Source organism: Streptomyces sp. STR69 (genome assembly GCF_024519455.1).
Classification (GTDB): Bacteria; Actinomycetota; Actinomycetes; order Streptomycetales; family Streptomycetaceae; genus Streptomyces.
On the sequence record NZ_JALJRY010000012.1, the window covers coordinates 40,513 to 66,747 of the forward strand.

Here is a 26,235-nt window from a genome sequence, read left to right on the forward strand (position 1 = left end):
GATTATCGGGATGGCGTGACGACTTCGATCCCGCCCGGGAGGTGACCCGCGTGTATGTCTGCAACTGCTTCGGTGTGACCGAGGCGCAGGTCGCGAAGCACGCGGAGGGCGGTGCCTGCACCCCCAGGCAGATAGCGTCGGCCTGCAAGGCGGGCACCGACTGCGGGTCGTGCGTACGCCGTATCCAGGCGCTGCTGGGCCGGGGTGCCTGCCCGCGCCGCGAGGCGGCCGACCAGGGCGAGTCGATACTCGCCGAGCTGGAGGACGCGGCCTAGCAGGGTCTAGCTGGGCTGCTCGATCTGCTGCGCGATGTACAGCGCCTCGCCGAGCTGCTCGATCAGCTGCAGCTGCGTGTCGAGGTAGTCGATGTGGTGCTCCTCGTCCTCAAGGATGTCCTCGAAGATGTTCGCGGACGTGACGTCGCCCTTCGCGCGCATCACCTCGATACCGCGCTTGAGGCGGTCGATCGCCTCGACCTCGACCTGCCGGTCCGCCTGGAACATCTCGGTGACCGTCTGGCCGACCCGGACGTGGAAGAGCCGCTGGTAGTTCGGCAGACCGTCGAGCATCAGGATGCGCTCGGTGATCCTGTCCGCGTGCTTCATCTCGTCGATGGACTCTTCACGCGTGTACTTGGCGAGCTTGGTCCAGCCGTTGTTGTCCTGGATGCGGTAGTGCAGCCAGTACTGGTTGATCGCGGTCAGCTCACCGGTGAGCTGCTCGTTCAGGAACTCGAGGACCTCGGGGTCGCCCTGCATCGCAGAGGCTCCTTCCAAAACAGGGGGAACTGGCGGGTTGCGCCGCATGATTGCACCGGCGCGAAGATGTCGTCCAGTAAGTGCATGCTTAGTAGGAGTTGCCCGAATCCGCCCAGAGCCGGTCATGTGCACCGCCCCCCGTCTGTCAGGATGGAGTCATGGGTCAGAGAGGGGTCGAACAGTCCGAGCTGCCGCCCGGCCAGCGACTTCAGCGCGGCTGGCCGGTCACCCACTACGGCCCGGTACCCAAGTTCCGCCCCGAGCGCTGGGAGTTCAGGGTCTTCGGCGCCACCGCCGACGGCGACAAGCACTGCTGGAACCACGACGAGTTCACCGCTCTGCCCTACGACTCGGTCGTGGCCGATCTGCACTGCGTCACGAAGTTCAGCATGCTGGGCGCCGAATGGGGCGGTATCCCCGCCCGCGTGATCCTGGAGACCGCCCCGCCGGCGCCCGCCGTCACCCATGTCATGGTCTGGGCCGAGTACGGCTTCAGCGCCAACCTCCGGCTGACCGACTTCGCCGCCGAGGGCACGATTTTCGCCACCCACAAGGACGGCGAACTCCTCACCGCGGAACACGGTTTCCCGCTCCGCCTGGTCGTCCCCCACCTGTACGCGTGGAAGGGCCCGAAGTGGGTCAGGGGCGTCGAGTACATGACGGCCGACCGGCGCGGGTTCTGGGAGGAACGCGGCTATCACAACGTCGGGGACCCGTGGAAGGAACAGCGGTACTCGTACCAGGAGGGACCCGGCGAGGGGCCGGAGCTGTAAGCCCTTCGGGGCTACGAGTCCCTGAGCTTCTTCAGCCGCTCCACGTCCGCCGCGTGCCCTTCCCTGCCGCCGGGCGTCTCGATGATCAGCGGTACGCCCTCGGTCGCCGGGTGGGTCATCAGGGCGCGGAACGGATCCTCGCCGATATGCCCGGAGCCGATGTTCTCGTGCCGGTCCTTGTGGGCGCCGACGACATCCTTGGAGTCGTTGGCATGGATCAGTTTCAGCCGCCCCTCGCCGACCGTGTCCACCAGCAGGTCGAGCGTCTGGTGCATCCCGCTCGGACCGGTCAGGTCGTGCCCGGCGGCGAAGATGTGGCACGTGTCCAGGCACACGCCCAGCTTCGGATGGGCGTCCAGCGCCTCGAAGTACGGCCCGAAGTCCCAGGTGCGGGAGCACAGCGACGAGCCCTGACCGGCAGTGGACTCCAGCAGCAGGAACGGATCGTCGTCGTGCGTCAACTCGTCCAGCAGCGGCAGCAGATGCTCCCGCACCTGGGCCAGCGCCACGGCCCGCTCCCGGCCGCCCGTCGCGCTCCCGGTGTGCACGACCACACCGAGCGCGCCGATCTCACGTCCCCGCCGCAGCGAGTGCCGTAGCGACTCGACGGACTTCTCTACGGTCGCCTCGGTGTGCGAGCCGAAGTTGATCAGGTAAGGGGCGTGCACGTACGCCGGGACGGACTCGGCCTCGCAGGCCGCGCGAAATTCTTCGTCCTGGCGCGGGTTCCCGACCGGTGTCGCCCAGCCGCGCGGGTTGGCGACAAAGACCTGCACGGTCTCGGCGGCCAGCTCACGGGCGTAGGACAGCCCCACGGAGTGGAGACCGCCGGCCACCGGGACATGGCCGCCGACGGGGTTGCGGGAAGGGATGCGGGAGGGGGACGCGCTGCTCACCCGACCAGGGTGTCACGCGCGCGTGCCGCCCCCGTCACCGGATGGTGATCGTGATCGTCGACCCCTTGGGGGCCTGCTCGCCCGCGTCCACGGACTGTTTCTTCACGGTGTCGCCGAACAGGCCGAGCAGCCCGCGGTCCTCCTCGACCTTGAAGCCGGACTCCTTCAGGAGCTTCGTCGCCGCGTCGACACTCGCGCCGACCACGCTCGGGACCTCGACCATCTCCGGGCCCTTGGACAGGGTCAGCGTCACCGTGTCGCCCGCGGCGGCCTGGCTGTCGCCGGCCGGGGTCTGCTGGGCCACCTGGCCCGCGTCGTACTCCGAGGTGACCTCGGTGTCCGACACCTTCACGGTGAGACCGGCCTCCTGGAGGTCCGACTTCGCGTCGTCCAGGTCCTCACCGGTGACATCGGGCACGTCGACCGCGCTGCCCTTGCTGACGGTCAGGGCTATCGCGGAGCCCGCGTGGCGCTCGGTGCCCGCCCCGGGGTCCGTGCTGATCACGAAGCCCTTGGGGACGTCGTCGCTGAACTCCCTGGTGACCATGCCGGCCGCCAGCCCGTCCGTCTTGAGCAGGGCCCGCGCCCTGCCCAGGGCGTAGCCCGTCAGATCGGGCACCTTCACGGTCTCCGGCCCGTCCGAGATGGTCAGGGCCACCGAGTCGTTGTCCCGGATGCGGGCGCCGGCCACCGGATCGGTGCTGATGACCGTGCCGCGCTTCACGGTGTCGCTGTAGGCGTGCTTGACCGACTTGACGTCGAGACCGGCCTCTTTCAGCCGTTCCTTCGCCTGCACCTCGGTCTTCGCCAGCAGCGGCGGGACCTTGGTGAACTGACCGGAGTTGATGTACCAGACCCCTGCCCCGACCCCGAGGATCAGCAGCAGGGCGGCGACGATCGCCAGCAGCCCGCGTCGAGACCGCCGCGCGTCGCGCCGCCGGGGCGGCAGCGGCGGCCCGCTCTCGAACCGGCTGGTCCGGTTGAACGGGTCACCGGGCTCGTCGTCCTCGTTGACCGGCAGCGGACGCGGCACGGTCAGGGAGCGCGGGATCACACTCGTACGGTTCTCCGCGTTGGGATGCTCCGAGGTCAGCGCCTGCGGCGGCACCACGTCCAGCTGCTCGGCACTCAGCCCCGCCCGCGCCTCGCGGACCAGCCCGAACAGCGCGACCGCGTCGTACGGCCGGATCTCCGGGGTACGGGCGGTGGCCGTGGCGACCAGCTCGTCCAGCTCGTACGCCAGCCCGGGGAAGACGGCCGAGGGCGGCGGGACGTCCTCGTGCAGGTGCTTGTAGAGCACGATCGCGGGGGAGTCCCCGTCGTGCGGTTTCTGGCCGGTGAGCATCTCGTACAGGACGACACCGCACGCGTACACGTCGACCCGGGGGGACGCCGTGCCGCCCTCGATCTGCTCCGGCGCGAGATACGAGACCGTGCCGAGCACGTTCTCCCCGGTGCTGGTGACCGTGTCCACGGACCGGACCAGCCCGAAGTCGGCGACCTTGACCCGGCCGTCGTCCCCTATGAGCACGTTCTCCGGCTTCATGTCCCGGTGCACGAACCCGGCCCGGTGCGCGGCACCGAGCGCGGCCAGCACCGGCTCCAGGATGTCCAGCGCGGCCCGCGGCTGCAGCGCCCCGCGCTCGCGCAGCACGTCCCGCAGGGTGCAGCCGGCGACATACTCCATCGCCAGATAGACGTACGCGCCCTGGGCACCCTGGTCGAAGACCTGCACCACGTTCGGATGAGCGAGCCGCGCCACCGACTTGGCCTCGCGGATGAACCGGTCGACGAAAGAGGCGTCGGTCGCCAGCGTCGGGTGCATCACCTTGAGCGCGAGAACCCGGTCCAGGCGGGTGTCCACGGCCCGGTAGACCGTGGCCATCCCGCCGACGGCGATCCGCGCGTCGACGCGATACCGGCCGTCGAGCAGCTGCCCGACGAGAGGGTCATGAAGGGTCGTATCCACGCAGGTGAGTGTACGAGCCGAGGCTGACAGCACCACGTTTTCGGCCAGGATCGGGGCCTTACTGCAGCGGACCTGTGACGGATCGCACGCTGTGGAGCGGGCGTTCAGAAGGCAGGACGTTCGGGATCCAGACGGGCCACGCCGGTCGTCGGAGAGGAGGCCTCGGCGAAATGTCTACGGGGGATACGCCCCGCCAGCCGGGCCAGCCGCCCCGCCTCCACCGCGCTGCGCATCGCGGACGCCATCAGCACCGGCTCCTGCGCCCGCGTCACCGCCGAGGCGAGCATCACCCCCGCGCACCCCAGCTCCATCGCGAACGCCGCGTCGGACGCCGTACCGGCCCCCGCGTCCAGAATCACCGGCACGCGCGCGTGCTCGACGATCAGCTGGAAGTTGTGCGGGTTGCGGATGCCGAGCCCGGAGCCGATCGGAGACCCCAACGGCATGATCGCCGCGCACCCGACGTCCTCCAGCTTCCGCGCCAGCACGGGATCGTCGTTCGTGTACGGCAGCACCGTGAACCCGTCGTCGACCAGGGTCTCGGCGGCGTCCAGCAGCTCGATCGGGTCGGGCAGCAGGGTGCGCTCGTCCGCGATCACCTCAAGTTTGACCAGTGCCGTCCCGAGCGCCTCCCGCGCCAGCCGGGCCGTCAGCACCGCCTCGCCCGCCGTGAAACAGCCCGCCGTGTTGGGCAGCACCCGGATGCCGAGCCGCTCCAGGACGGACAGCACCGAACCGTGCACGGAAGCGTTCACGCGCCGCATCGCCACCGTGGTGAGTTCCGTCCCGGAGGCCACCAGCGCGCGCTCCAGGACGTCGAGGCTGGGCGCGCCCCCGGTGCCCATGATCAGCCGGGACGTGAAGGACGCACCACCGAGGATGAACGGGTCGTCGGCCATGGGTCAGCCTCCTTGGACGGCGGTGAGGACCTCGACACGGTCCCCCTCGGAGAGGGAGGTCGAGGGCCATTCCGCGCGCGGGACGACGGTTTCGTTGAGGGCGGCGGCCACACCGGAGGGCGAAGGGGCCAGGGTGCGTACGAGGGTGTCGAGAGCCGTGCCGGGCGCGATCACCCGGGGCTCCCCGTTGACGGAGACGTTCATGCGGGCTGCTCCACGAGTTCCGTGCGTTCCGCGCGGGCGAACCGCTTCGGCGTGAACGGGCGTGCCTCGTCCGGGAGTTCACCGGTGGCCAGCGCGTGCGCGAGGGCGTCGCCGGTGACCGGCGTGAGCAGTACGCCGTTGCGGTAGTGCCCGGTGGCCAGCAGCAGTCCCGGCAGTGCGGTCGGGCCGAGCAGCGGCGCGTTGTCGGGGGAGCCGGGGCGCAGTCCGGCCCGGGTCTCGGTGAGCGGCAGTTCGGTGATCCCGGGGACCAACTCGTGGGCGTCGCGCAGCAGTTCGTAGACACCGCCGGCGGTCACCGTGGTGTCCCAGCCCAGTTCCTCGCTCGTCGCGCCGACGACCAGCTCGCCGTTCTCGCGGGGCACCAGATAGACGTGGCTGCCGCGCACCACGGCCCGCACGGTCCGGCTCAGGAACGGCGCGTACCGCTCCGGCACGGTCAGCCGCAGCACCTGCCCCTTCACGGGCCGTACGGGCGGCAGGACGGCGTCGGGGACCCCTGCCAGCCGCCCGCTGAGGCTGCCGCCCGCGAGCACCACCTGGTCCGCGCCCAGCACGTCCCCCTCGCGCGTGACGACCCCCGTGGCGCGGTCCCGGCCGCACGTGAGCCGCTCGGCCCACGTGCGGTGGAAGGCGACCCCGGCACGCTCACACGCGGCCACCAGCGCCCGCGTCAGCCGCCGCGGGTCGACCTGGTGGTCCCCGTCGACCCGGAGCCCCCCGCGCACGCCCGGCGCGAGCATCGGCTCCAGGCGCCGGCACTCGCGCCCGGACAGCCACTCGGACTCCAGGCCCGACCGGTGCTGCAGGGCGTGCAGTTCACGGAGGTGGGCGCGGTCGTCGGCGTCCAGGGCGACGGCGAGGGTGCCGCAGCGGCGGTAGCCGAGATCGAGGCCGGTGAGGTCGGTCAGCTCGGCCGCGAAGTCCGGGTAGCGGTGCGCCGAGGCGAGGTTGAGGGCGAGCAGGGTCTGTTCGCCGTAGTGCAGTTCCGTGACGGCGGCCAGCATTCCGGCGGCCACCTGGGCGGCCCCGCCGCCCGGCTCGGGGTCCACGACGGCGGTGGCGAACCCGCGTTGCGCGGCCCGCCAGGCCGTGACCAGGCCGATGATCCCGCCCCCGACGACGAGGACGTCTGACGTACGTGTAGGCATGGGCGTCCAGCCCCTCCCTTCGCCGGCATGACCCGGATCAGGTTCGTACGGTCGGAGGCCGCCAGCCTCCCTCTCAGCCCGGTGCGTCCGGACTCCCGCGAGTGCTTGTACGTTGGCCACCCTAGCCCGTACCTCATGTCCCAGTAAGGGAGCCTCCGTCCATGGCCCGCTCGCTCGACGGTCTCGTCCTCGCCCCGGTCGCGGACCAGGCACCGGGTCAGGTCGGCACCCGCACCCGGTTCGCGTACCACGAGCGGGACGGCGAGATCTGGGCCGAGTACGCGGGCGGCGACGTCGTCCGCGGGCATCTCGTCGGCACGCGCGCGGGGGACCGGCTCGACTTCCGGTACGTGCAGTTGAGGACCGACGGAACGACGTCCTGCGGGCACTGCGTGTCCGAAGTGGTCGAGTTGTCCGACGGTCGTGTCCGCCTCGACGAGAACTGGGAGTGGGAGTCGCAGCCGGGCAGCGGGACGAGTGTTGTGGAACAGGTCACTGAACGCGCCCCCTGACTGACGATTTGTCAGGTGTCTATGGTGATCGGATGAGCGAGCAGACACGGGGACAGGGCGCGGGGGCGGGACGGCGCGTGGTCGTCGTCGGCGCGGGCATGGCCGGGGTGCAGACCGCGGTGGCCCTGCGCGAACAGGGCTTCACCGGCACCGTCACCCTTCTAGGCGCCGAACCCCATCAGCCCTACGACCGGCCGCCGCTGTCCAAGGCCGTCCTGCTCGGCAAGGCCGAGGGCTCCGCCTTCGACGTCGACTTCGAGGCACTCGGCATCGAACTGAGGCTCGGGCGCGAGGTGTCGGGTCTGCGCCCCGGAGACCACGAACTGGACACCGCCGAGGGCCCGGTGCCCTACGACGTCCTCGTCCTCGCCACCGGCGCCGAACCGATCCGGCTGCCGGGCGCCGACGGTATCCCCGGGGTGCATCTGCTGCGCACCCTGGACGACGCCGAGCGGCTGCGGCCGGTGCTCGCGCGGCAGCACGACATCGTGGTCGTCGGGGCGGGCTGGATCGGCGCGGAGTTCGCCACGGCCGCGCGCGAGGCGGGCTGCGCGGTGACCGTCGTGGAAGCCGCCGACCGGCCGCTCGCGGGCGCGCTGCCCGCCGAGGTGGCCGCGCCGATGGCCGCCTGGTACGCGGACGCCGGAGCCGTGCTGCGCACGCACACGCGCGTGGAGCGCGTCGAGCCCGGCGCCGTGGTCCTCGACGACGGCACGCGGCTGCCCGCCGGCGCCGTCGTGGTCGGCATCGGCGCCCGCCCCGCCACCGGCTGGCTCGCGGACTCCGGCATCGAACTGGGCGCCCACCGCGAGGTCGTGGCCGACGACCGGCTGCGCACCTCGGTGCCGGACGTGTACGCGGTCGGCGACTGCGCCTCCTTCCCTTCGGGAAGGTACGGCGAGCGACTTCTCGTCCACCACTGGGACAACGCCCTCCAGGGCCCGCGCACGGTCGCCGCGAACATCGTCGGCCAGACCCCGGCGGTCTACGACCCGGTGCCGTACTTCTGGTCCGAGCAGTTCGGCCGCTTCGTCCAGTACGTCGGCCATCACGCGTCCGCCGACACGACCCTGTGGCGCGGCGACCCGGCCACCCCGGCCTGGACCGTCTGCTGGCTGCGCGAGGACCGCCTGGTGGCCCTCCTGGCGGTCGGCCGCCCCCGTGACCTGGCCCAGGGCCGCCGCCTGATCGAGTCGGGCACCCCGATGAATCCCGAGCCGCTTGCGGACCCTTCTCTCCCGATGAAGGCCGCTATCGCCTAGTTCGTGACCCCGGGTCGGACCGGCCCGACTTCCGACTGTCAGTCCGGGATGGCACGCTGTTTACGTGACCGAGATTGACGCAAAGATCGATGCTCTCGTCCCCGCCTGGCTCACGCTGCCCGACATCGCAGAGTTGCTCGATGTCGAGGTGACACGCGTGCGGCAGCTGGTCAAGGACGGCCAAGTCATCGCCGTACGGCGTGGCGAGAACCGCGCACTGCACGTCCCCGCCGCCTTCATCGACGGGGCCGAGCAGAAGGTCGTCAAGGGCCTCACGGGGACCCTGACGCTCCTGCGGGACGACGGCTTCTCCGACGAAGAGATGCTGGAATGGCTCTTCACCCCCGACCCCAGCCTGCCCGGCACCCCCGCGCAGGCCCTCAGTGAGAATCGCGGCACGGAGGTGAAGCGCCGCGCCCAGGCGCTCGCCGTCTGACCCGGACGACCGACCGGTGCACGGGCCGCGGCACGCTCACCCGCGGCCCGTACACAGCACCACCGCGCAACGACGACGTCGACGAACGACAACGGGGGACCCACGCATGCCCGACACCGCAGCCGCCGTACGCGCGGAACTCGCCGACGCCCGGGTCTACCTCTGCACGGACGCCCGCAGACGCCAGGGCGACCTCCCGGAGTTCCTGGACGCGGTCCTGGCCGGCGGGGTCGACATCGTGCAGCTGCGCGACAAGGGCATGGAGGCCGCCGAGGAGCTGGAACACCTCCAGGTGTTCGCCGACGCCTGTGCCCGGCACGGCAGACTGCTCGCGGTCAACGACCGCGCGGACGTCGCCCACGCCGCCGGCGCCGACGTACTGCACCTGGGGCAGGGCGACCTCCCGGTCCCCGCGGCCCGCGCGATCCTCGGCGACGACGTCCTGATCGGCCGCTCCACGCACGCGGAGGCGGAGGCCGCCGCAGCCGCCGTCCAGGAGGGCGTGGACTACTTCTGCACCGGTCCGTGCTGGCCGACCCCCACCAAACCGGGACGCCACGCCCCGGGCCTCGACCTGCTCCGGTACACGGCCGCCCTGGGCACCGACCGCCCCTGGTTCGCCATCGGCGGCATCGACCTCGGCAACGTCGACGAGGTGCTCGAAGCGGGCGCCCGCCGGGTCGTCGTCGTACGGGCGATCACGGAGGCCGACGACCCGGGCGCGGCGGCGGCCGAGTTCGCGAAGCGGCTCCGGCAGCCCTGAGCGCCGTCCGGGTGTCGCGCTGTTGTCCGGTGGGTGGACAACAGGGCGACAAACCGGGCAAATTTCCGGTTCCGGTTGGGTGACCGCCGTCCCCTGACTAACCTGCGGGTATGGCCTTCGGAATCGCATCGACCAGGACCGATCGCGCACGGACGGTGCGCGACATGCTCGCGACCGGCAAGAACACGTACTCGTTCGAGTTCTCCGCGCCGAAGACCCCCAAGGGCGAGCGAAGCCTGTGGAGCGCGCTGCGGAGGGTCGAGGCGGTCGCCCCCGACTTCGTCTCCGTGACCTACGGCGCCGGCGGTTCGACCCGCGCGGGCACCGTCAGGGAGACCGAGCAGATCGTCGCCGACACCACGCTCACCCCGGTCGCCCACCTCACCGCGGTCGACCACTCCGTCGCCGAACTGCGCAACATCATCGGCCAGTACGCCGACGCCGGGATCCGCAACATCCTCGCGGTGCGCGGCGACCCGCCCGGCGACCCCATGGCCGACTGGGTGGCGCACCCGCGGGGCCTGACGTACGCGGCCGAACTGGTCCGGCTCATCAAGGAGTCGGGCGATTTCTGCGTCGGCGTCGCCGCCTTCCCGGAGCTGCACCCGCGTTCCCCGGACTGGGACACGGACGTCCGTCACTTCGTCGACAAGTGCCGGGCCGGCGCCGACTACGCGATCACCCAGATGTTCTTCCGCCCGGAGTCGTATCTTCGCCTGCGCGACCGGGTCGAGGCGGCAGGCTGTGCCACACCGGTCATCCCCGAGGTCATGCCGGTGACCAGCGTGCGGATGCTGGAACGGTTGCCGCAGCTCAGCAACGCCGTCATCCCGGACGCTCTGAAAGAGCGAATCCTCACAGCCAAAGACGATCCGGCGGCTGTACGCTCGATCGGAATCGACTTCGCCACGGAGTTCTGCGCCCGGCTGCTGGCCGAGGGAGTGCCCGGATTGCACTTCATCACGCTCAACAACTCCACGGCGACGCTGGAAATCTACGAGAACCTGGGCCTGCACCACCCACCGCAGGCCTAGACCGGCCGCCCGGACATACGACACACTGCGTAGCGGCCACTGGGAGAGGGGCGTACATGGGCTGGACGGTCCTCTACATCGCGTTCGGCATCGTCGCACTGTGGTTGCTCGGTGAGGTGCTGCTGCAGTACAAGGCGCGGCTGCGCTGGCGACTGCTCGCCTTCGTCGGCTTCCTGGGCGTCGTGCTCGGCGTACTGATGCCCTCCGTCGTCGTGATCGGACTGGGCGCGGTGGCCTTCGCCATCGGCCAGACCTACGTCACCCTGTCGTTCCGCCGCGGCTTCGAAGCCGGCTGGGCGGTCTCCGGACGACCGGGCATCGGCGGCTTCAAGCGCCGCGGCGGCGAACCGGACGAGCACGACCCGGGCCTGGACGCCTCCGGCCTCGACTCGACGGGCTCCCAGCCCGCCTTCCAGGAGTACGGCCGGAACAACGTCGACTTCGGCCAGGACGAGGACTTCGACCGCGACGACGTCTTCACCCCGAACCGCCCGCTCGACCCCACGGCCGCCGAGACCACCTCGGTCTACGAGCCGCAGCCCCTGCCGGACGACACCGGCTCCTACGGCGTCTACAGCGCCACCGCCTACGCGAACGCCGCCGACCCGAACTACGCGGGCACGGACCAGGCCTACGCGGCAGCGGCGGCCGGCCAGACCCAGGACCAGGCCTACGCGGCGGGCGACCAGCAGCAGTACGGCTACGACACCTACGCGGGCTACGACCAGCAGCAGTACGGCTACGACACGACCGGCCAACAGCAGTACGCGGCCTACTCCGACCCGTACATCGGCACCCAGACCTACGGCGGCGCCACGTACGACACGGGCTACGACGGCCAGCAGCAGTATCCCCAACAGGGCTACACGCAGGACCAGTACGGCAACGGCGGCTATGTCGGCGAGACCCCGGCCGGCGGGGTCTGGGTCCCGCAGCAGCGCAACGACGAGACCTACGGCGGCGAAGTCCCCGCGGACCAGCAGTACTACCAGGGCGACGGCCAGCAGCAACAGCAGCAGCAGCCGCAGTCGGGCCCCGGCTACGACGAGCAGTACCGTTTCTGAAGCCTACTGAGACCCTCTGAACTGCGGTCCCTCCACGATCAGTCCGGCCACCAGCGCCCCCGACATCCCGGCGTGCGGAAGCCCGCCGCCGGGGTGCGACCAGCCGCCCACCCGGTAGAGCCCGGGCAGGCGTGTGGTGTTCGCGGGGTGCAGGAAGCGGCCCCGGCCTGCGGCGAGCGAGGGCGCGGGTACGGCTCCGGAGCGGGCGCCGGTCTCGCTCTCCGTGTCCCCAGGTGTGCGCACCTCGTGCCACAACAGGCGCTCTCGCAGATCCGGTACGGCGGACTCGGCGGCCTTGAGGAGGAAGTCGGTGTACCGACCGACCGTGCTCTCCTCCTCCCAGCCGGCCTCACTCGACAGCACGGCGGACACCACCGCCGACTCGTGCTGATCGTCCGGCCGCAGTGCGGGGTCGCCGGGGCGCAGCACTGTCACCGTGGGGCAGCGGGGCGGGTCGCCGCTGGGGGAGGCCAACAGGTCCAACTCGGCCTCCCGGTCCGGCGCGTGGACGACCGTCCGGTGGACGGCGCCGGCCTCGCGCGAGCCACGCAGGGCCAACAGGAGCGTCAGCCGCACCGGCCGGGGTGAGTCCGGATCGGCCCGCACATCACCGTCCCCGTCCAGCGGGCGGTCCGTCAGGGCCCGCAGCCGCGCGGGGTCCACATCGGCGACGACATGGTCCGCGTCGACCACAGTGCCGTCGGCCAGTTCCACTCCCGCCGCCCGCCCGTCCTTCTCCAGGACCCGGGTGACCTCGGCCCCGAAGACGAACTCGACCTTCCGCGCCAGACACCGCTCGTACACCGCGCGCGCCAACTCCCGTATACCGCCCCGCACATACCAGGTGCCGAAGGCGTGCTCCATGTACGGCAGCACGGCCGCGCTTGCCGGAGCGGACCGGGGGTGGAGGCCGTACGCGAGGGCGTGGCTCTCCAGGAGGGCCGTCAGGCGGTCGTCGCGCAGCTCCCAGGCGCCGATCTCGGCGAGGGTGCTCGCCCGGCGGGTGCGCAGCAGCTTCTTGTGCGGGACCGCCGGATAGGGCTCCTGCCCGGCCAGCACCGACCAGTCGGTCCACAACGGCTCCTCCAGGAGGGGCCTGCGGGTGCGGTCCCAGGCCTCGCGGGCCCGGATCAGGAAGTCGCCCCAGCGCTGCCCCGCGCCGCCGCCCAGCGCCTCGTCCAGGGCCGTGACGACGCCCGCGCGGGAGGCGTTCGGCAACGACACCTCCGTGCCGTCCGCGAAGACGTGCCGTGAGGACGGGTCGACCTGGACCAGCTCGACCAGGTCCTCCAGCGGCTCCTTGCCGGTCTTGATGAACAGATCGCGGTAGACCGCGGGCACGGGCAGCAGCCCGGGGCCGGTGTCGAAGGAGAAACCGTCCCGCTCGAAGCGGCGCACCGCACCGCCGTACGTCTCCGTACGCTCGTACACCGCCACCCGGTGGCCCGCGACGGCCAGCCGGGCAGCGGCCGCCATCGCGCCCATGCCGGCGCCGATCACCGCAATCCGTGCCATGCCTGCGACTTTATCGGCCGCCACTGACAGCCCGGTCACGGGCCGTCACCAGGGTGGCCGGTCCGGCGGCCCTCCCACCTGCGAGGCCAGCCGTTTCTCCTCCCGGAGCTGGGCCCGGCGGCGCAGGAACCGGCGGATCCGCGAGACCAGGAAGAACAGGACCGTCAGCCCGGCCACCAGCAGCACGGCCGCGATGATCGCCGCCGCCTGCGGATGGAACATCGCGAAGGAGACGATCCCGCCGACCCCGAGATCCTCGGCGAGACTCATGACCACGTTGCTGAACGGCTCCGGCGAGGTGTTGATCGCCATCCGCGTCCCGGCCTTGACCGTATGGCTGGCCAGCGCCGTCGAACCGCCGATCAGTCCCGCCGCCACATCGTTCAACGATCCGCTGTGCCCGGCGAGCACCGCGCCGACCCACGCCCCGGCGGCCGGCCGGATCAGGGTGTGCACGGAGTCCCACACGGAGTCGACGTAGGGGATCTTGTCGGCGACCGCCTCGCACAGGAACAGCACGGCCGCTGCGACGAGGACCTCAGGGCGTTGCAGCGACTCGGGGACGGCGTCACTCACCCCGGTCGCGCCGAAGACACCGAGCAGCAGCACCACCGCGTAGGCGTTGATGCCGCTGGCCCAGCCGCTGGTGAAGACCAGGGGGAGTACGGACACGGAGGTGATGGTAACCACTCGGCAACAGCGCGTCCTGGGCCTGAGTGCGTACGGCTGAGTATGCGTACCTAGGGAGTGAGATGAGTACGCGCGCGGATGGGGTGCGACCTGCGCGAACGAGAGAGTGGAGACACGGAAAGGGGCGCGGCTCCGGTACCGCCGACACGGGGCGGCGGAACGGGGCCCGCGCCCTTGGCCGCTCCTTCCGCCGGAACCTCGGTGGAAGCGAGGCACGGGGGAGCCCAGGGGGACTGACCAACGGGGGTTCCAACGGGGGAAACGTACGGGGGAAGCACAAGGGAGCGCCGGTTCGGGGCGGCCCGCGGGGGACGCGGCCACAACGGACCGGCGCTTCTGTGCGTGCGCTCAGTGACCCCCGCTGACTCGCCCCTGGAGCAGTCGGGACAGCGCCGAGTGGACGTCGTCCAGGGAGCGCTCCGGCTGGAACGACTGCCAGTCCAGGGCGGCCACCAGGACCATCCCCACCAGCGCGGCGGCCGTCAGCCGGACATCGATCTCCGGGCTGAACTCGCCGTTCGCCACGCCCGCGTGCAGCACGTCCTCGATGGCCGCGTTCACCTGCTGGCGCACCACCATGAGCGTGGACTGCCAGGCGCGGTTGGTGCGCCACAGCTCGGCCACGTAGAGCTGCGTGAAGGACGGGTAGTGGGCGATGAAACCGAGGCCCGCGCGGATCATCGCGTCCAGGGCGTCCACCTTGCTGCCACCGTCCCGCGCGGTCTGCTCGGCGGCCTCCCGCAGGGAGGCGGTGAGGAGGCCCACTCCGTGCCGCAGCAACTCCTCGAAGAGGACGGACTTGCTCGCGAAGTTGTAGTAGACGGTGCCCTTCGCGACCCCGGCACGCTCGGCGATCTCGTCCACCGTGGTGGCCGAGAAGCCCTGTTCGGCGATGAGCGTGACGGCCGCCTCGTAGAGCTTCTGCCGGGTGGTCTCGCGGCGCGTGCTGCCGCCCGACGGGGTGCTGCTGCTTTCCATGGGCCTGATTGTCACAGGCCCGGCTCCGGCGGTGGGCACGGGTGTCGAGGTCCTGGGCGAGGTCACAGGCTCAGCTCCGGGTGCAGCCGGTCGAGCGTCCACACCTGGCGGCGGCGCGCGGACAGCGCGGTCAGTGCGAGCGCGCCCGCGGTGAAGGCGACGAGCACCACGCACGCGTGCCACACGGGTTCCAGACCGCCGCCCGTGATGAGCCTCCGTAGTGCCTCGACGACGTAACTCATCGGCAGGAAGGGGTGGATCGCGTTGAAGAACCCGGGACTGGTCTGCACCGGATAGGTGCCGCCCGCCGACGTCAACTGGAGCATCAGGAGGGCGAGTACGAGGATCCGGCCCGCCGCTCCGAAGCGCGCGTTGAGCCACTGCACGATCGCCGCGAAACAGGCCGTCACCAGGAACAGGAAGCCGACCGTGCCGGCCGCGTGCGCCATCTCCAGACCGATCGCCCAGTGCAGTACGGCCATCAGGGCCACCGTCTGGAGCACCCCGACCGCCACCACCGGCAGCCAGCCCGCCAGCGCGATCCGCCGGGCCGGGGCACCGGCGGCGAGCGCGCGCCGGTTCATGGGCGTGATCAGCATGTACGCCACCATCGCGCCCACCCACAGGGACAGCGGGATGAAGTACGGGGCGAATCCGGTGCCGTAGTTGGGCGCCTTGTGCAGGTCCTGGGAGGCCAGTTGGACCGGGTCGGCCATGACCCCGGTGCGCCGGTCGCGGTCCTGCTTGTCGTAGTCGGGGATCTGGGCCGCGCCGTCGTGCAGTCCGCCGGCGAGCTTCCCGGAGCCGTCGACGAGCTTGTACAGGCCGCCGCTGAGGTCCACGGCGCCCGTCCTCAGCCTGCCGACACCGGTGTCCAGGGCGGTCGCGCCGGTCTTGGCCGTGCCGAGCCCTGCGTGGAGCGTCCTGGCGCCCGCGGCGACCTTCCCGGCGCCGTCGTTCAGTTTGTTGATCCTGGCCACCGCGTCGTCGAGGTCCTCGGAGAGGTGCGGTGCGCGGTCGGCGAGCGCCTGGGCCTGTGTCTGGAGGGTCCGCAGGTTCGTGTCGAGCTTCTTCAGGTCGCCGTTCTGGTCGGCCACCAGGTTGTCGACGTCGTCGGCGACCTCGGCCACGTCCGAGGCGGCCCGGGCGGCCTTCTTCAGGTCGGGACAGGCGGCGTCGGCCAGGACGGCGGTTTCGCAGCGCGCCCTGTAGACCTCGTCCAGGGTGTCCGAGGCCGCGTGCGCTCCCTTGGCGGCGACCGGGGCCGCCTTGACCAGGGTGCCCAGGTCGGCGCGGATCGTCTTCGCCGAGTCGGCTACCAACTGAGCCGTGTCCCCGATGGTCTTCTCGTTGTCCTCAAGGAAGGGCCCCACCTTGTCGGCGACCCCGTTGACCGTGTCGGCGAGGGTCTGCGTCCCGGCCGCCACCTGCTTCGAACCGTCCTCCAGGTCGCCCGCGCCCGTGTCGAGCTTCTTCAGGCCCTTGGAGAGCTTGCCGCTGCCCTTCTTGGCATCCTTGAGACCGTCGGCGAGATCCTTGGAGCCCGCCTCGGCGGTACCGATGCCGCCCTTGAGCCGATCGGCGCCGTCGGCCGCCTTCACGGTCTGGCCGTGGATGTCGGAGAACGACACGAAGATCCGGTCCAGGAAGGTCCGCGAGGCCTTGGTGGACGCGGCCGACCGCACCTCGCTGAACACCGTCCGGGAGATCTGCCCGACGATGTAGTTGTTCGCGTCGTTCGTCCGCACCTGGAGCGCGCCCGTCTCCGGGGAGTCGCCCGCACTGGAGGCTATGCGCGAGCTGAAGTCGGCCGGCATGGTCAACGACAAGTAGTACGTGCCGTCCTCGACGCCCTTCCGCGCGGTGGCCGCACTCACCTCGTGCCACTCGAAGGTCTTGCTGTCGCGCAGCCCTCGGGTGATGTCGTCGCCCGCCGTGAGCTTCTTCCCGTCGGCCGTCGTCCCCCGGTCGTCGTTGACGAGCGCCACGGGGATGCGGTCCAGGCGGCCGTACGGGTCCCAGAAGGACCACAGGTACAGGGCGCCGTACAGCAGGGGCAGCAGCAGGAGGGCGACGAGCGCGGCGCGCGGCAGCTTGCCCCTGCCGAAGCGCCTGAGCTCAAGCGCGGCCAGTCGTGGCGCGTGCATCGGCCTTCTCCGTTCCTTCGGCTCCTTCGGCGGACACCGCCACGACGGTCGTTCCGGAATCCGCGAGGGATCTCAACAGGTCCCAGATCTCCGCCCGTTCGGCATCCGAGAGCTTGAGATCGACATCGTCCACACCGAGCAGGGCCGGTCGCCCGACGAGCGCCAGCGCGATGGACAGCCGCAACTCATGCGGCCGTTCCAGATCCCGTACGGCGGTCTGGGAGCCCTTGGGCAGGGCGTCGAGGTCGAGACCGGCGGCGGTCAGCGCCCGCTCGATCCGCAGCCCCGCCTCGGCCACCCGCTCGGACCGGGGCCGCAGCAGTGCGCGTACGGAGTCCCCGAACCGCCGTTGCAGCGCGGCCCGTTCACGCAGATGCTCGCCGACGGTCAGTGCCGGATCGAGGTCGGTGACCCCGGCGACATTGGCCAGCGCGCCGACCCGCCGTACGGCCGCCGACTGCTTCGGCAGCGTGAACTCGCCCACGCGGGCGGTCCCTTCGGACGCCTTCATCCGCCCGGTGAGCGCGAGCAGCAGGCTCGTACGCCCGGACCCGGAAGGCCCTTCGACGGCGATCAGCGAGCCGGGCCCGGCGTCCAGGGAGATCCCCCGGAACGCCCAGCCGCGCGGCCCCTTGACCCCGAAGTCCTCGGCCGTGACACCGACCCCACCCACGGTTCCCCATCCCCCGTTGCCGGATTCTTTTGAACTGACTGGTCAGTGCAAAAACTAACGCGAACCTTCGATCGAAGCAAAAGCGCAGGTCAGAACGGATTGTCAGTGCCATACCTCACGATGGGCACATACGGCACTACCTGACAGGGCGTGCCGTCACACGACGACAGGAGGTTCGTCATGGCCAACTCGTCCGCAGCCGCCGCCCGTCGGCGCCGCGCTCCCGGCCCTGCCCCCTCACTGACCGGCCCGGCGAGCGACGTACACCCCGTGCTCCGCCGGGCCACAGCCCCGCCCGCAGCCCTCAACCTGCTCGCCCAGGCCCGCGCCGGACTGGACGAGGCAGCCGTCCTCGAAACGCCGAACGAGCGTTACGCGACGGCGCACCTCGCCGCCCTGCGCACCGCCGCCGCGGTACTCGCCGCGCGCGCCCAGCCGGAGCCCACGGCCCGGCGCCGGGCCCGCATCCGCAGCGCCTGGGAAGTACTCCCCGAGATAGTCCCCGAACTCACCGAGTGGAGCGCCCTGTTCGCCTCCGGTGCCCGGCGCCGCGCCCGCGCCGAGGCGGGCATCCAGGGCGCGGCGACCCGCCGGGACGCCGACGACCTCATACGCGACGTGGCGATGTTCCTGCGCCTGGTGGAGCGGATGCTCGTCCTCCAGCCGGTCCTGCCCCAGCCACGCCAGGACCCGGAGCGGCCGGGGGACCGCGCCGGGTGAACTCCGGTGAGGTGCAGCGCCCCAAAGGGGCGCGAGGCTGTATCGATATGCGGCTCCGCCGCGTGCGCGCGACCAGCCCCCCACCGGCCCGCAGGTTCATCACCGCTTCACCGGCGGAGCGCTCAGGCGGCGTTCCGCCGCGCGAGACACATCACCGGGTACGGCACCGGAGGCAATAGGGTGGAGGGCGCCTGAAGCCCTCCCTCCGCCCGCCTCCGGGCCGGGGAGGCAGCCCGTTCGCTCCGCCGTGCACAGGCGGTGCCGCGCCGAGGAGTCAACTGCCGTGTCGGACCCGAGCCGCCCCCGCGCCTCCCTCCGTACCGCCGTGGTCTGGGACGTCCTTCAGGACGCCCTCGACCGCCGGGTCAAGGCCACGGGTCGGGACGCGCTGGACGTCCTCGACACCGGGGGTGGCAGCGGCAACTTCGCGGTGCCCGTCGCCCGCCTCGGCCACCGCGTCACCGTCGTCGACCCCAGCCCGAACGCGCTGTTCGCGCTGGAGCGCCGCGCCGCCGAGGCCGGTGTCGCCGACCGTGTGCGGGGCGTCCAGGGCGACGCGCACGGCCTCTTCGACGTGGTCGAGCGCGGCGGCTACGACGCGGTGCTGTGCCACGGCGTCCTGGAGTACGTCGACGACCCCGCCGAGGGCGTCCGTACCGTGGTGGCCGCGCTGCGCCCGGAAGGCGTCCTCAGCCTGCTCGCCGCCGGACTCGGCGGTGCCGTCCTCGCGCGCGCCCTCGCCGGCCACTTCACGGAGGCCCGCCAGGCCCTCACCGACCCGAACGGCCGCTGGGGCGCCGCGGACCCCGTCCCGCACCGCTTCACCGCCGAGCAGCTCACCGCGTTCGTCCAGGGCGCGGGCCTCGCCGTCGGCGCCGTGCACGGGGTGCGGGTCTTCGCCGATCTGGTTCCTGGAGTACTCGTGGACACCGAGCCGGGTGCCCTGGACGCGCTGTTGAAGCTGGAGGCCGCGGCGGCCGAGCTCCCGGCGTACCACTCCGTGGCCACGCAGCTTCATGTGCTCGGCGAGACGCGGGGTGTCGGCGAGGTGTGAGTGGCCTCCTGTGACGGAGCCCTGATCAGGGGCTCGGCCGCACATGGAGTACGCCACAGGCCCCCCGATCGCGGGCCCGGCGCCGTATGATCGAGGGAGACCGCTCGGCATGACGGGACGGCTGCTGGGGAATGGAAGCTTCAGCGAGTCGGAACGGCCATGACGGATTCCGGTTGGTCAATTGGCGTAGAGGGGCGGGTTTCACGGGGGCGATTCCCTGCCTATCCTGAAGGGACCCCCCGGGTCGCCCCGGCGACTGCACGATGAGGAGGACTCCGTGCCGCTCTCGGAGCACGAGCAGCGAATGCTCGAGCAGATGGAGCGAGCGCTGTACGCCGAAGATCCCAAGTTCGCGACAGCGCTTGAGGGAAGCGGGCTGCGCACGTACACCCGGCGACGGGTCTACCAGGCGGTGGCCGGCTTCCTCGTAGGTATTGCGCTCCTCATGGCAGGAATGGTCGCAAAGCAGATTTGGGTCAGCGTGGTGGGATTCCTCGTCATGCTGGGCTGTGCGGTACTCGCCGTGACCGGCTGGCGCAAGGCTCCGAAGCCTGGCGAACAGCCCGCCGCGGGCGCTCCGCACGCCCGCCGCCAGGGACGGCAGCGGCGCTCGGTCATGGATCGTATCGAGCAGCGGTGGCAGCGCCGCCGCGACGAGCAGCAGGGTCAGTAACGGCGGCCCGGCTCCGCACGAAGCGAGGCGCCCCAGAACACGAGTGAGGGGATGACCACCGAACCGGTGGTCATCCCCTCCCGTATGCCCTGGCCCCTCAGCCGCTTCCGCGGAGGAGGGGCCAGGGCATCAGCCCTGCTGTCCCGACGGCTTGCGCAGGGCCGGCCGGATCGCCGCCACCCGCGTCGTCACGGACGCCCACCAGGCCGACAGCGCCCACACCACCCGGACGGTCGAGCGCGGGGCGACCAGTGCGCGCAGCCGTGTGGAGCGGTCGGCCGTGTCCTGGAAACCGACGATCACCCGGCGCACGTCCTGCGTGAGCCCCGCCGTCGGCTGCGGCCTGGGGGCGTAGAGGACCTGCTCCACGGCGTCCGCCACCCGGTGCACCGAGGCGGCGGTGGGCGGATCGAGATGCCCGAGTCGCACGATCCGGGCGGCGGCCTTGCGCGGGGTCAGTGAATCGTCGGGCGAGATCCCGAAGTCCCAGGCCGTATCGGTCAGTTCCTCCCAGACCGCCAGCGTGTGGACGGCCGCGTCCGCCGCCGTACGACCGTGGGCGCCCAGCCGTACCGAGCGCGCACGGGCCCGCCACAGCATCGGCGAGAACGGGATCGTCAGCAGCAGCAGCGCGCCCAGGCCCAGCAGCGACATCCGCAGGTACCACCACGGGCCCCTGCCGTCGTCGCCCGCCGCGATCGCCGGGGCCTGGCTCGTGCAGCCGTCCAGCTTCCGCAACTGGGCCGTGCAGCTCTCGCTCGCCGAGGGGGCGGCCGAGGCCGCCGCGCTCGTCGAGGTCGAGGGCCTGGCCGGGTCCGGGATGTTGCTGCCGGGGGTGGTCGACTGGGTGTACGACGGCACCGAGCCCCGGTTGGGGGTCGGCTCGAAGCGGGTCCAGCCGATGCCCTCGAAGTACAGCTCGGGCCAGGCGTGCGCGTCCTTCAGGCCCACCGACACCGACTGGTCCGCCTCCGGGGTGCCGGGTGCGAAGCCCACCGCGACCCGGGCCGGAATGCCCAGGGTGCGGGCCATCGCCGCCATCGCGAAGGAGAAGTGGACGCAGAAACCCTGCTTGTCCTTGAGGAACTTCGCTATCGCGTTGCGGCCGGTACCGACGTCCACCTGGGTGTCGTACTGGAAGCCGCCGGTCACCGCGAAGTAGTCCTGGAGCTTGACCGCCTGCTCATAGGCGTTTGCCGAGCCCGCGGTGACCCGGCGGGCGGTCTGGGCCACCACCGCCGGCAGCGATTTCGGCACCTTGGTGTACTGGGTCTCCAGGGCCTTCGACGGTGCCGGCGCGGTGGCCAGCTGCTCCGCGGTCGGCTCCACGTCCAGGCTGGTGACCGTGTAGGTCACCCCACGCGTGTTCTGGCCGTGGTCCCCCACGACCGTCATACCCACGGGCTCGTAGCGCCAGCTGCCGTCGATGTTCACGCGGCTGGGCGGGTACGGCATCGGCAGCCAGTCCTGGGCGTACCAGTCCGCGGCCGAGATCCGGGTCTTGATCTCCGCGCGCTTGACGTCGGCGCCGAGACCGGTCGGGGTCGGGAACGTGTCGGGCACGCTTTCGATGTGCCGCTGCGACGGCTTCCAGGTGATGCCGTCGAAGTCGTCCAGGGACACGATCCGCAGATACATGTCCGAGATGTCGTTCGTGTTGGTGCGCAGGGACAGGACCTGGCGGTTCTCGTCCACGTTCAGGCTGTCGCGCAGCGAGACCAGCGGGTTGACCGCGGAGATAGTGCCGCCGCCTCCGGTGCCCGCGCCCACACCGGTCCCGGCGGCGTCCAGCAGACCGCCGGAGATCGTGGGCAGCGGCAGCAGGGCGATGGCCAGCGCGACCGCGCCGATCCGTCGCCCGGTGCGGACCGGGGCGAGTGGTCCGGAGGAGTCCGAACCCGGGGTGGTGCGTGGCGCCCCGCCGAAGACCCGGCCCCACTGGGCGAGCCGGTCCCGGCCCTCGGACAGCAGCAGCATCAGGTAGCCCGCCGCCGCGAGCAGGAACCACAGCCAGTCGTTGCCGCTGTTCGACAGCCCGGCGGCCACCGAGTACAGGGCGAGCAGCGGCAGGCCGGCCGGGGCCGCGCTGCGGAAGGTGACCGCGAGCGTGTCCACCGCGAGGCCGACCACCAGCACACCGCCGATGATCATCAGCCGGATGCCGTCGTGCAGCGGGGCCGGGATCGCGTACCGGGAGACGTCGTCGGAGCCCTGCTGCAGCAGGTCGGCGAAGTGCTGGAAGGCCCGGGGGCCCGGGACGAGCCCGGCGAAGGCCTGCTCACGGGCGAAGGCCAGGGTCAGCATCAGCAGCGTGACCAGGGCCTGCGCCGCGACGGTCAGCGGCCGGGCCAGCGGGACCCGCCGGGTCGCCGCGCCCACCCCGGCCTGGATCGCCAGCATGAAGGCCGCCTGGAAGATCCAGATCGCCGGGGCGACCAGGGGAATCAGGGCGGTGGACGCCAGCAGCGTCGCCCCCCAGGCGCAGAGCGCCAGCCGTGCCCGCCCGCTCATCCCCATCCCTCCCCGAGACCGGCCGCGGTGATGCCGTTGCGCTCCTGGTCGGCCCGCTGCCACAGCTCGGTCAGGGACGCGCCGCGCGGCACGCCCACGGCGGTCCAGCCCGCGTCGCGCAACATCCGCAGCCGCTCCTCCTGCTCGTTCTCCGGGCCGGGTACGTCGGTCGGCTCGCGCACCCAGCCGCCGCTGTCCAGCACGAAGGCGAGGGCGCCCCCGCTGCGCTGCCGCATCCGGGCGACGATCGCCGCCTGTTCCTCGTCGAGGTCGCCGAAGAAGGCCACCAGCAACCCTTCGTTTCCGCCGCGCAGCAGGTCGTAGGCCCGGGACAGGCCCTCGCCGTCCGAGTGGTCGATCACCGCGAGGGTGTCCATCATCAGTCCGGCCGCGTCCGCCGACTCCTGGCTCGCGCCCGCGAACCCGTCGGCGCCCTCACCGGGCACCGAGTTGCCGGTGTCGGTCAACAGCCTTACGGAGAAGCCCCGTTCCAGCATGTGCACCAGGACAGAGGCCGCGCCCGACACGGCCCACTCGAAGGCCGAGTCCGGGCCCTGGCCCGCGAAGGCGATGCCCCGGGTGTCGAGGAGCACCGTGCAGCGGGCGCGCTGCGGCTGCTCCTCGCGGCGCACCATCAGCTCGCCGTAGCGCGCGGTGGAGCGCCAGTGCACGCGGCGCAGGTCGTCGCCGTAGCGGTAGCCGCGCGGGATCACGTCGTCCTCGCCGGCCAGGGCCAGCGAGCGGTTGCGCCCGTCGCCGTACCCCTTGGCCTCGCCGCTGAGACGGACCGGGGGCAGGGCCTCCACGCGCGGGATCACGGTCAGGGTGTCGAACGTCGAGAAGGAGCGGGTCAGTTCGCACATCCCGAACGGGTCCGTCAGGCGCAGCTGCAGCGGGCCCAGGGGGTAGCGGCCACGCAGGTCGGAGCGGACCCGGTAGGACACCTCGCGCCGGCCGCCCGCCTCGACCCGGTCCAGGACGAACCGGGGGCGCGGGCCGAGCACGTACGGCACCCGGTCCTGGAGCATCAGCAGGCCCGTGGGCAGCCGCGAGACGTTGTCCATCCGCAGATGGACGCGGGCCTCGCTGCCGGCGGGCACGCGCGCGGGGGAGAGCCGGCGGCTGCCGGCGACCCGGTACCGGGTGCGGTACAGCACGGTCGCGCAGACCAGGGGCAGCACGGCCAGCAGCAGCCCGACCCGGAGCAGATCGCCCTGCCCCAGGACATACGCGCAGACGGCCGCCGCGATACCGGCGGCCAGGAACGAGCGACCGCGGGTGGTCAGCCCCGCCAGGGCCGTACGGACACCACCCTTCTCGTCCCGCTCGGGCTCCGGGACCCCCGGCACCCCGACGGCCATCACAGCCTCCGGGGCGGCTGCTCGCCGTAGGACGCCGTGCCGCGGCCCATGCCGAAGCTGCTCTGCTGCGGCGGCGCCGCGGGCACGGGGGTGCGCTGCAGGATCTCCTGGACGACCTGCTCCGCCGTACGGCGGTTCAGCTGGGCCTGGGCGGTGGGCAGCAGGCGGTGGGCCAGGACCGCGACCGCGAGCGCCTGGATGTCGTCCGGCAGCGCGTACTCACGGCCGCTCAGGGCGGCGGACGCCTTCGCCGCGCGCAGCAGATGCAGCGTCGCGCGCGGTGAGGCGCCGAGTCTGAGGTCGGGGTGGGTGCGGGTGGCGGAGACCAGGTCCACCGCGTACCTGCGCACCGGGTCGGCGACATGGACGCCGCGGACCGCCTCGACCAGCTTGACGATGTCGTGCGCGTGGGCCACCGGCTGCAGGTCGTCAAGCGGGCTCACCCCGCCGTGGATGTCCAGCATCTGCAGCTCGGCCTCCGCGCTGGGATAGCCGATGGAGACCCGGGCCATGAAACGGTCGCGCTGGGCCTCGGGCAGCGGATAGGTGCCCTCCATCTCGACCGGGTTCTGCGTGGCGACCACCATGAAGGGGCTGGGCAGCTCGTAGGTCTGGCCGTCGCTGGTGACCTGCCGCTCCTCCATCGACTCCAGGAGCGCGGACTGCGTCTTCGGCGAGGCGCGGTTGATCTCGTCGCCGATCACGATCTGCGCGAAGATGGCGCCCGGTTTGAACTCGAAGTCCTGCCGCTGCTGGTCCCAGATGGACACACCGGTGATGTCCGAGGGCAGCAGGTCCGGCGTGAACTGGATTCGCCGCACCGAACAGTCGATCGACCGTGCCAGCGCCTTGGCCAGCATTGTCTTGCCCACGCCCGGAACGTCCTCGATCAGAAGATGTCCCTCGGCGAGCAGCACGGTCAGCGAAAGCCGTACGACCTCGGGCTTGCCCTCGATCACTCCTTCCACCGAACTGCGGACTCGCTCCACAGTGGCGGTCAGATCTGTAAGGCTCGCTCGATCGTCATAGGTCGTCACCCGGCCCTCCTCGGCCCGTTCTTTCCATGGGCCGACGCGCGCACTGCGGATCGGCCCACCCCGAAACACGGACGGCACGCGGGAAAAGTTCCGCGTGACGCCACACCCGCATTCTTGTTGCCGTTACCGGTTCGTGTCACTCGCCTGTGGACAACTGCCTTCGCTTTGTCGGGTCTTACGACCTTTTGGGCGGTCCGAGCGGCGAGCTTTTCGAAATTTTCGGGGCGGGCGGGCGCGTCAGGCGGGGTCGATCTCGCGCAGCAGACCCGACTTCACGTCGAACACGAAGCCGCGCACATCATCAGTGTGCAGCAGGAACGGCGAGGTGCGCACACGCTGCATGGACTGCCGTACGTCCTGCTCCACGTCCCGGAAGGCCTCCACCGCCCAGGCGGGGCGCTGGCCGACCTCCATCTCCAGGTCGTGCCGGAACTCCTCGGTGAGGGACTCCAGGCCGCAGCCGGTGTGGTGGATGAGCACGATGCTGCGGGTGCCGAGCGCCCGCTGGCTGATGGTGAGGGAGCGGATGACGTCGTCGGTGACGACACCGCCCGCGTTGCGGATGGTGTGACAGTCGCCGAGTTGGAGGCCGAGCGCGGAGTGCAGGTCCAGGCGGGCGTCCATGCAGGCCACGACGGCCACCTGGAGGACGGGGTGGGCGTCCATCCCGGGATCGGTGAACGCGGCGGCGTACTGCGCGTTGGCCTCGACGAGGCGGTCCGTCACGGTCCCGCCGTGGGCTATGGCGCCTTCGGACTCTGTGGGTACGGATGCGGAGGTCGTCATACCTATGACGGTACTGGTCACTGCCGGTGCGGTCTTGGTACGGGAAGGGAAAAAGAGCGTCATTGCGTCCTCTTGTGAGGTAACCCACACGGGTGGCGGGGGTGCACCCGCGTGGGTGATTCTTCCCGTTTTGAGGCTTCGCACGCACCCCGGCCCGCGACGCGCAGGCCGGTTGATTGACCGTGAGACAGCGTGGACTAAAGTTGCGCGAAGCGGGAGGCGAGGTTCTCCCTGCTGGACTTTTCCCGGAGACCCCGGCGACTTTCCGGATTCTCCCCACGTGCGCGGCGCGTACGTACGGCTCGGCCTCCTCCCGCTCCCGGTCGGCTGACGCTTCCGGCGCCGGCAGGC

The 26,235-nt window shown here is 71.4% G+C and carries 26 protein-coding genes and 1 riboswitch; of the genes, 11 read left to right on the forward strand and 15 right to left on the reverse strand.

From position 1 onward, the window contains the following. Window positions 1-41 precede the first annotated feature (41 nt). On the forward strand, window positions 42-275 hold the full coding sequence (locus OC490_RS22955) for a bacterioferritin-associated ferredoxin (RefSeq protein ID WP_262059862.1): 234 nt from the start codon (window positions 42-44) through the stop codon (window positions 273-275). A gap of 6 nt (window positions 276-281) precedes the next feature. Here OC490_RS22955 and bfr read toward each other — a convergent pair whose 3' ends face one another. Further along, entirely contained in the window at window positions 282-758 is a 477-nt protein-coding gene (bfr, locus tag OC490_RS22960) for a bacterioferritin (RefSeq protein WP_019067787.1), read from the reverse strand. A 158-nt stretch (window positions 759-916) separates the two neighbouring features. Here bfr and OC490_RS22965 point away from each other — a divergent pair, with 158 nt between their 5' ends. Next, a complete protein-coding gene (locus OC490_RS22965; protein ID WP_262059863.1) occupies window positions 917-1,531 on the forward strand; it encodes a sulfite oxidase-like oxidoreductase in 615 nt (204 codons plus the stop codon). An 11-nt stretch (window positions 1,532-1,542) separates the two neighbouring features. Here OC490_RS22965 and OC490_RS22970 read toward each other — a convergent pair whose 3' ends face one another. The 5 genes from OC490_RS22970 to thiO all read right to left on the reverse strand — a co-directional run bounded on the left by OC490_RS22970 (window position 1,543) and on the right by thiO (window position 6,668). Then, window positions 1,543-2,427 (reverse strand): deoxyribonuclease IV, encoded by an 885-nt coding sequence (locus OC490_RS22970; protein ID WP_262059864.1) that lies wholly within the window; start codon window positions 2,425-2,427, stop codon window positions 1,543-1,545. A 34-nt stretch (window positions 2,428-2,461) separates the two neighbouring features. Then, complete coding sequence (gene pknB / locus OC490_RS22975) at window positions 2,462-4,396, reverse strand: Stk1 family PASTA domain-containing Ser/Thr kinase (protein WP_262059865.1); 1,935 nt, start codon at window positions 4,394-4,396, stop codon at window positions 2,462-2,464. A gap of 104 nt (window positions 4,397-4,500) precedes the next feature. Continuing rightward, complete coding sequence (locus OC490_RS22980; protein WP_262059866.1) at window positions 4,501-5,295, reverse strand: thiazole synthase; 795 nt, start codon at window positions 5,293-5,295, stop codon at window positions 4,501-4,503. Window positions 5,296-5,298: 3 nt separating this feature from the next. Then, complete coding sequence (gene thiS, locus OC490_RS22985) at window positions 5,299-5,499, reverse strand: sulfur carrier protein ThiS (RefSeq protein ID WP_201049026.1); 201 nt, start codon at window positions 5,497-5,499, stop codon at window positions 5,299-5,301. Next, window positions 5,496-6,668 (reverse strand): glycine oxidase ThiO, encoded by a 1,173-nt coding sequence (gene thiO / locus OC490_RS22990; protein ID WP_262059867.1) that lies wholly within the window; start codon window positions 6,666-6,668, stop codon window positions 5,496-5,498. Before thiO ends, thiS begins: the two co-directional genes overlap by 4 nt. Further along, window positions 6,666-6,777: riboswitch (TPP riboswitch) on the reverse strand. It overlaps the preceding gene by 3 nt. A gap of 52 nt (window positions 6,778-6,829) precedes the next feature. On the opposite strand from thiO, the gene OC490_RS22995 reads away from it, so the two are divergent. The 6 genes from OC490_RS22995 (at window position 6,830) to OC490_RS23020 (ending at window position 11,739) form a co-directional block, all read left to right on the forward strand. Beyond that, the gene (locus OC490_RS22995) at window positions 6,830-7,180 is read left to right on the forward strand and encodes a hypothetical protein (RefSeq protein WP_262059868.1); all 351 of its coding nucleotides are present in this window, start codon (window positions 6,830-6,832) and stop codon (window positions 7,178-7,180) included. Between the two features lie 32 nt (window positions 7,181-7,212). Further along, window positions 7,213-8,442 (forward strand): NAD(P)/FAD-dependent oxidoreductase, encoded by a 1,230-nt coding sequence (locus tag OC490_RS23000; RefSeq protein WP_262059869.1) that lies wholly within the window; start codon window positions 7,213-7,215, stop codon window positions 8,440-8,442. A 64-nt stretch (window positions 8,443-8,506) separates the two neighbouring features. Beyond that, window positions 8,507-8,878, forward strand: coding sequence for an Rv2175c family DNA-binding protein (locus OC490_RS23005; RefSeq protein WP_033284439.1), 372 nt, complete (start codon window positions 8,507-8,509; stop codon window positions 8,876-8,878). 106 nt (window positions 8,879-8,984) lie between these two features. Further along, the gene (gene thiE / locus OC490_RS23010; protein WP_262059870.1) at window positions 8,985-9,641 is read left to right on the forward strand and encodes a thiamine phosphate synthase; all 657 of its coding nucleotides are present in this window, start codon (window positions 8,985-8,987) and stop codon (window positions 9,639-9,641) included. A gap of 110 nt (window positions 9,642-9,751) precedes the next feature. Next, on the forward strand, window positions 9,752-10,675 hold the full coding sequence (gene metF / locus OC490_RS23015; RefSeq protein WP_262059871.1) for a methylenetetrahydrofolate reductase [NAD(P)H]: 924 nt from the start codon (window positions 9,752-9,754) through the stop codon (window positions 10,673-10,675). Between the two features lie 56 nt (window positions 10,676-10,731). Beyond that, on the forward strand, window positions 10,732-11,739 hold the full coding sequence (locus tag OC490_RS23020; RefSeq protein WP_262059872.1) for a hypothetical protein: 1,008 nt from the start codon (window positions 10,732-10,734) through the stop codon (window positions 11,737-11,739). 3 nt (window positions 11,740-11,742) lie between these two features. Here the strand turns inward: OC490_RS23020 and OC490_RS23025 are convergent, their stop codons facing one another. The 5 genes from OC490_RS23025 to OC490_RS23045 all read right to left on the reverse strand — a co-directional run bounded on the left by OC490_RS23025 (window position 11,743) and on the right by OC490_RS23045 (window position 17,742). After that, entirely contained in the window at window positions 11,743-13,254 is a 1,512-nt protein-coding gene (locus tag OC490_RS23025; RefSeq protein ID WP_262059873.1) for a phytoene desaturase family protein, read from the reverse strand. 45 nt (window positions 13,255-13,299) lie between these two features. Beyond that, on the reverse strand, window positions 13,300-13,926 hold the full coding sequence (locus OC490_RS23030; RefSeq protein WP_262059874.1) for a DUF4126 domain-containing protein: 627 nt from the start codon (window positions 13,924-13,926) through the stop codon (window positions 13,300-13,302). Window positions 13,927-14,292: 366 nt separating this feature from the next. Beyond that, window positions 14,293-14,922, reverse strand: a complete 630-nt coding sequence (locus OC490_RS23035) for a TetR/AcrR family transcriptional regulator (RefSeq protein WP_262059875.1) — start codon at window positions 14,920-14,922, stop codon at window positions 14,293-14,295. A 62-nt stretch (window positions 14,923-14,984) separates the two neighbouring features. Further along, window positions 14,985-17,069, reverse strand: a complete 2,085-nt coding sequence (locus OC490_RS23040) for a YhgE/Pip domain-containing protein (protein ID WP_262059876.1) — start codon at window positions 17,067-17,069, stop codon at window positions 14,985-14,987. Then, a complete protein-coding gene (locus tag OC490_RS23045; protein ID WP_262059877.1) occupies window positions 17,041-17,742 on the reverse strand; it encodes an ATP-binding cassette domain-containing protein in 702 nt (233 codons plus the stop codon). The genes OC490_RS23040 and OC490_RS23045 overlap by 29 nt, the downstream gene beginning before the upstream one ends. Before the next feature lie 180 nt (window positions 17,743-17,922). Here OC490_RS23045 and OC490_RS23050 point away from each other — a divergent pair, with 180 nt between their 5' ends. From OC490_RS23050 to OC490_RS23060, 3 genes are all read left to right on the forward strand, one after another. Beyond that, window positions 17,923-18,462, forward strand: a complete 540-nt coding sequence (locus OC490_RS23050; RefSeq protein WP_262059878.1) for an SAV_6107 family HEPN domain-containing protein — start codon at window positions 17,923-17,925, stop codon at window positions 18,460-18,462. Window positions 18,463-18,745: 283 nt separating this feature from the next. Next, window positions 18,746-19,516, forward strand: coding sequence for a methyltransferase (locus OC490_RS23055; RefSeq protein WP_262059879.1), 771 nt, complete (start codon window positions 18,746-18,748; stop codon window positions 19,514-19,516). Between the two features lie 277 nt (window positions 19,517-19,793). Continuing rightward, window positions 19,794-20,189: a DUF3040 domain-containing protein gene (locus OC490_RS23060; RefSeq protein WP_019067767.1), complete on the forward strand. Its 396-nt coding sequence runs from the start codon at window positions 19,794-19,796 to the stop codon at window positions 20,187-20,189. Between the two features lie 129 nt (window positions 20,190-20,318). Here the strand turns inward: OC490_RS23060 and OC490_RS23065 are convergent, their stop codons facing one another. The 4 genes from OC490_RS23065 to OC490_RS23080 form a co-directional block, all read right to left on the reverse strand. After that, complete coding sequence (locus OC490_RS23065; protein ID WP_262059880.1) at window positions 20,319-22,700, reverse strand: DUF3488 and DUF4129 domain-containing transglutaminase family protein; 2,382 nt, start codon at window positions 22,698-22,700, stop codon at window positions 20,319-20,321. Next, a complete protein-coding gene (locus tag OC490_RS23070; protein WP_262059881.1) occupies window positions 22,697-24,061 on the reverse strand; it encodes a DUF58 domain-containing protein in 1,365 nt (454 codons plus the stop codon). The genes OC490_RS23065 and OC490_RS23070 overlap by 4 nt, the downstream gene beginning before the upstream one ends. Next, complete coding sequence (locus OC490_RS23075; protein ID WP_262059882.1) at window positions 24,061-25,098, reverse strand: AAA family ATPase; 1,038 nt, start codon at window positions 25,096-25,098, stop codon at window positions 24,061-24,063. Before OC490_RS23075 ends, OC490_RS23070 begins: the two co-directional genes overlap by 1 nt. Window positions 25,099-25,335: 237 nt before the next feature. After that, complete coding sequence (locus tag OC490_RS23080) at window positions 25,336-25,884, reverse strand: beta-class carbonic anhydrase (protein WP_262059883.1); 549 nt, start codon at window positions 25,882-25,884, stop codon at window positions 25,336-25,338. Window positions 25,885-26,235: the final 351 nt, after the last annotated feature.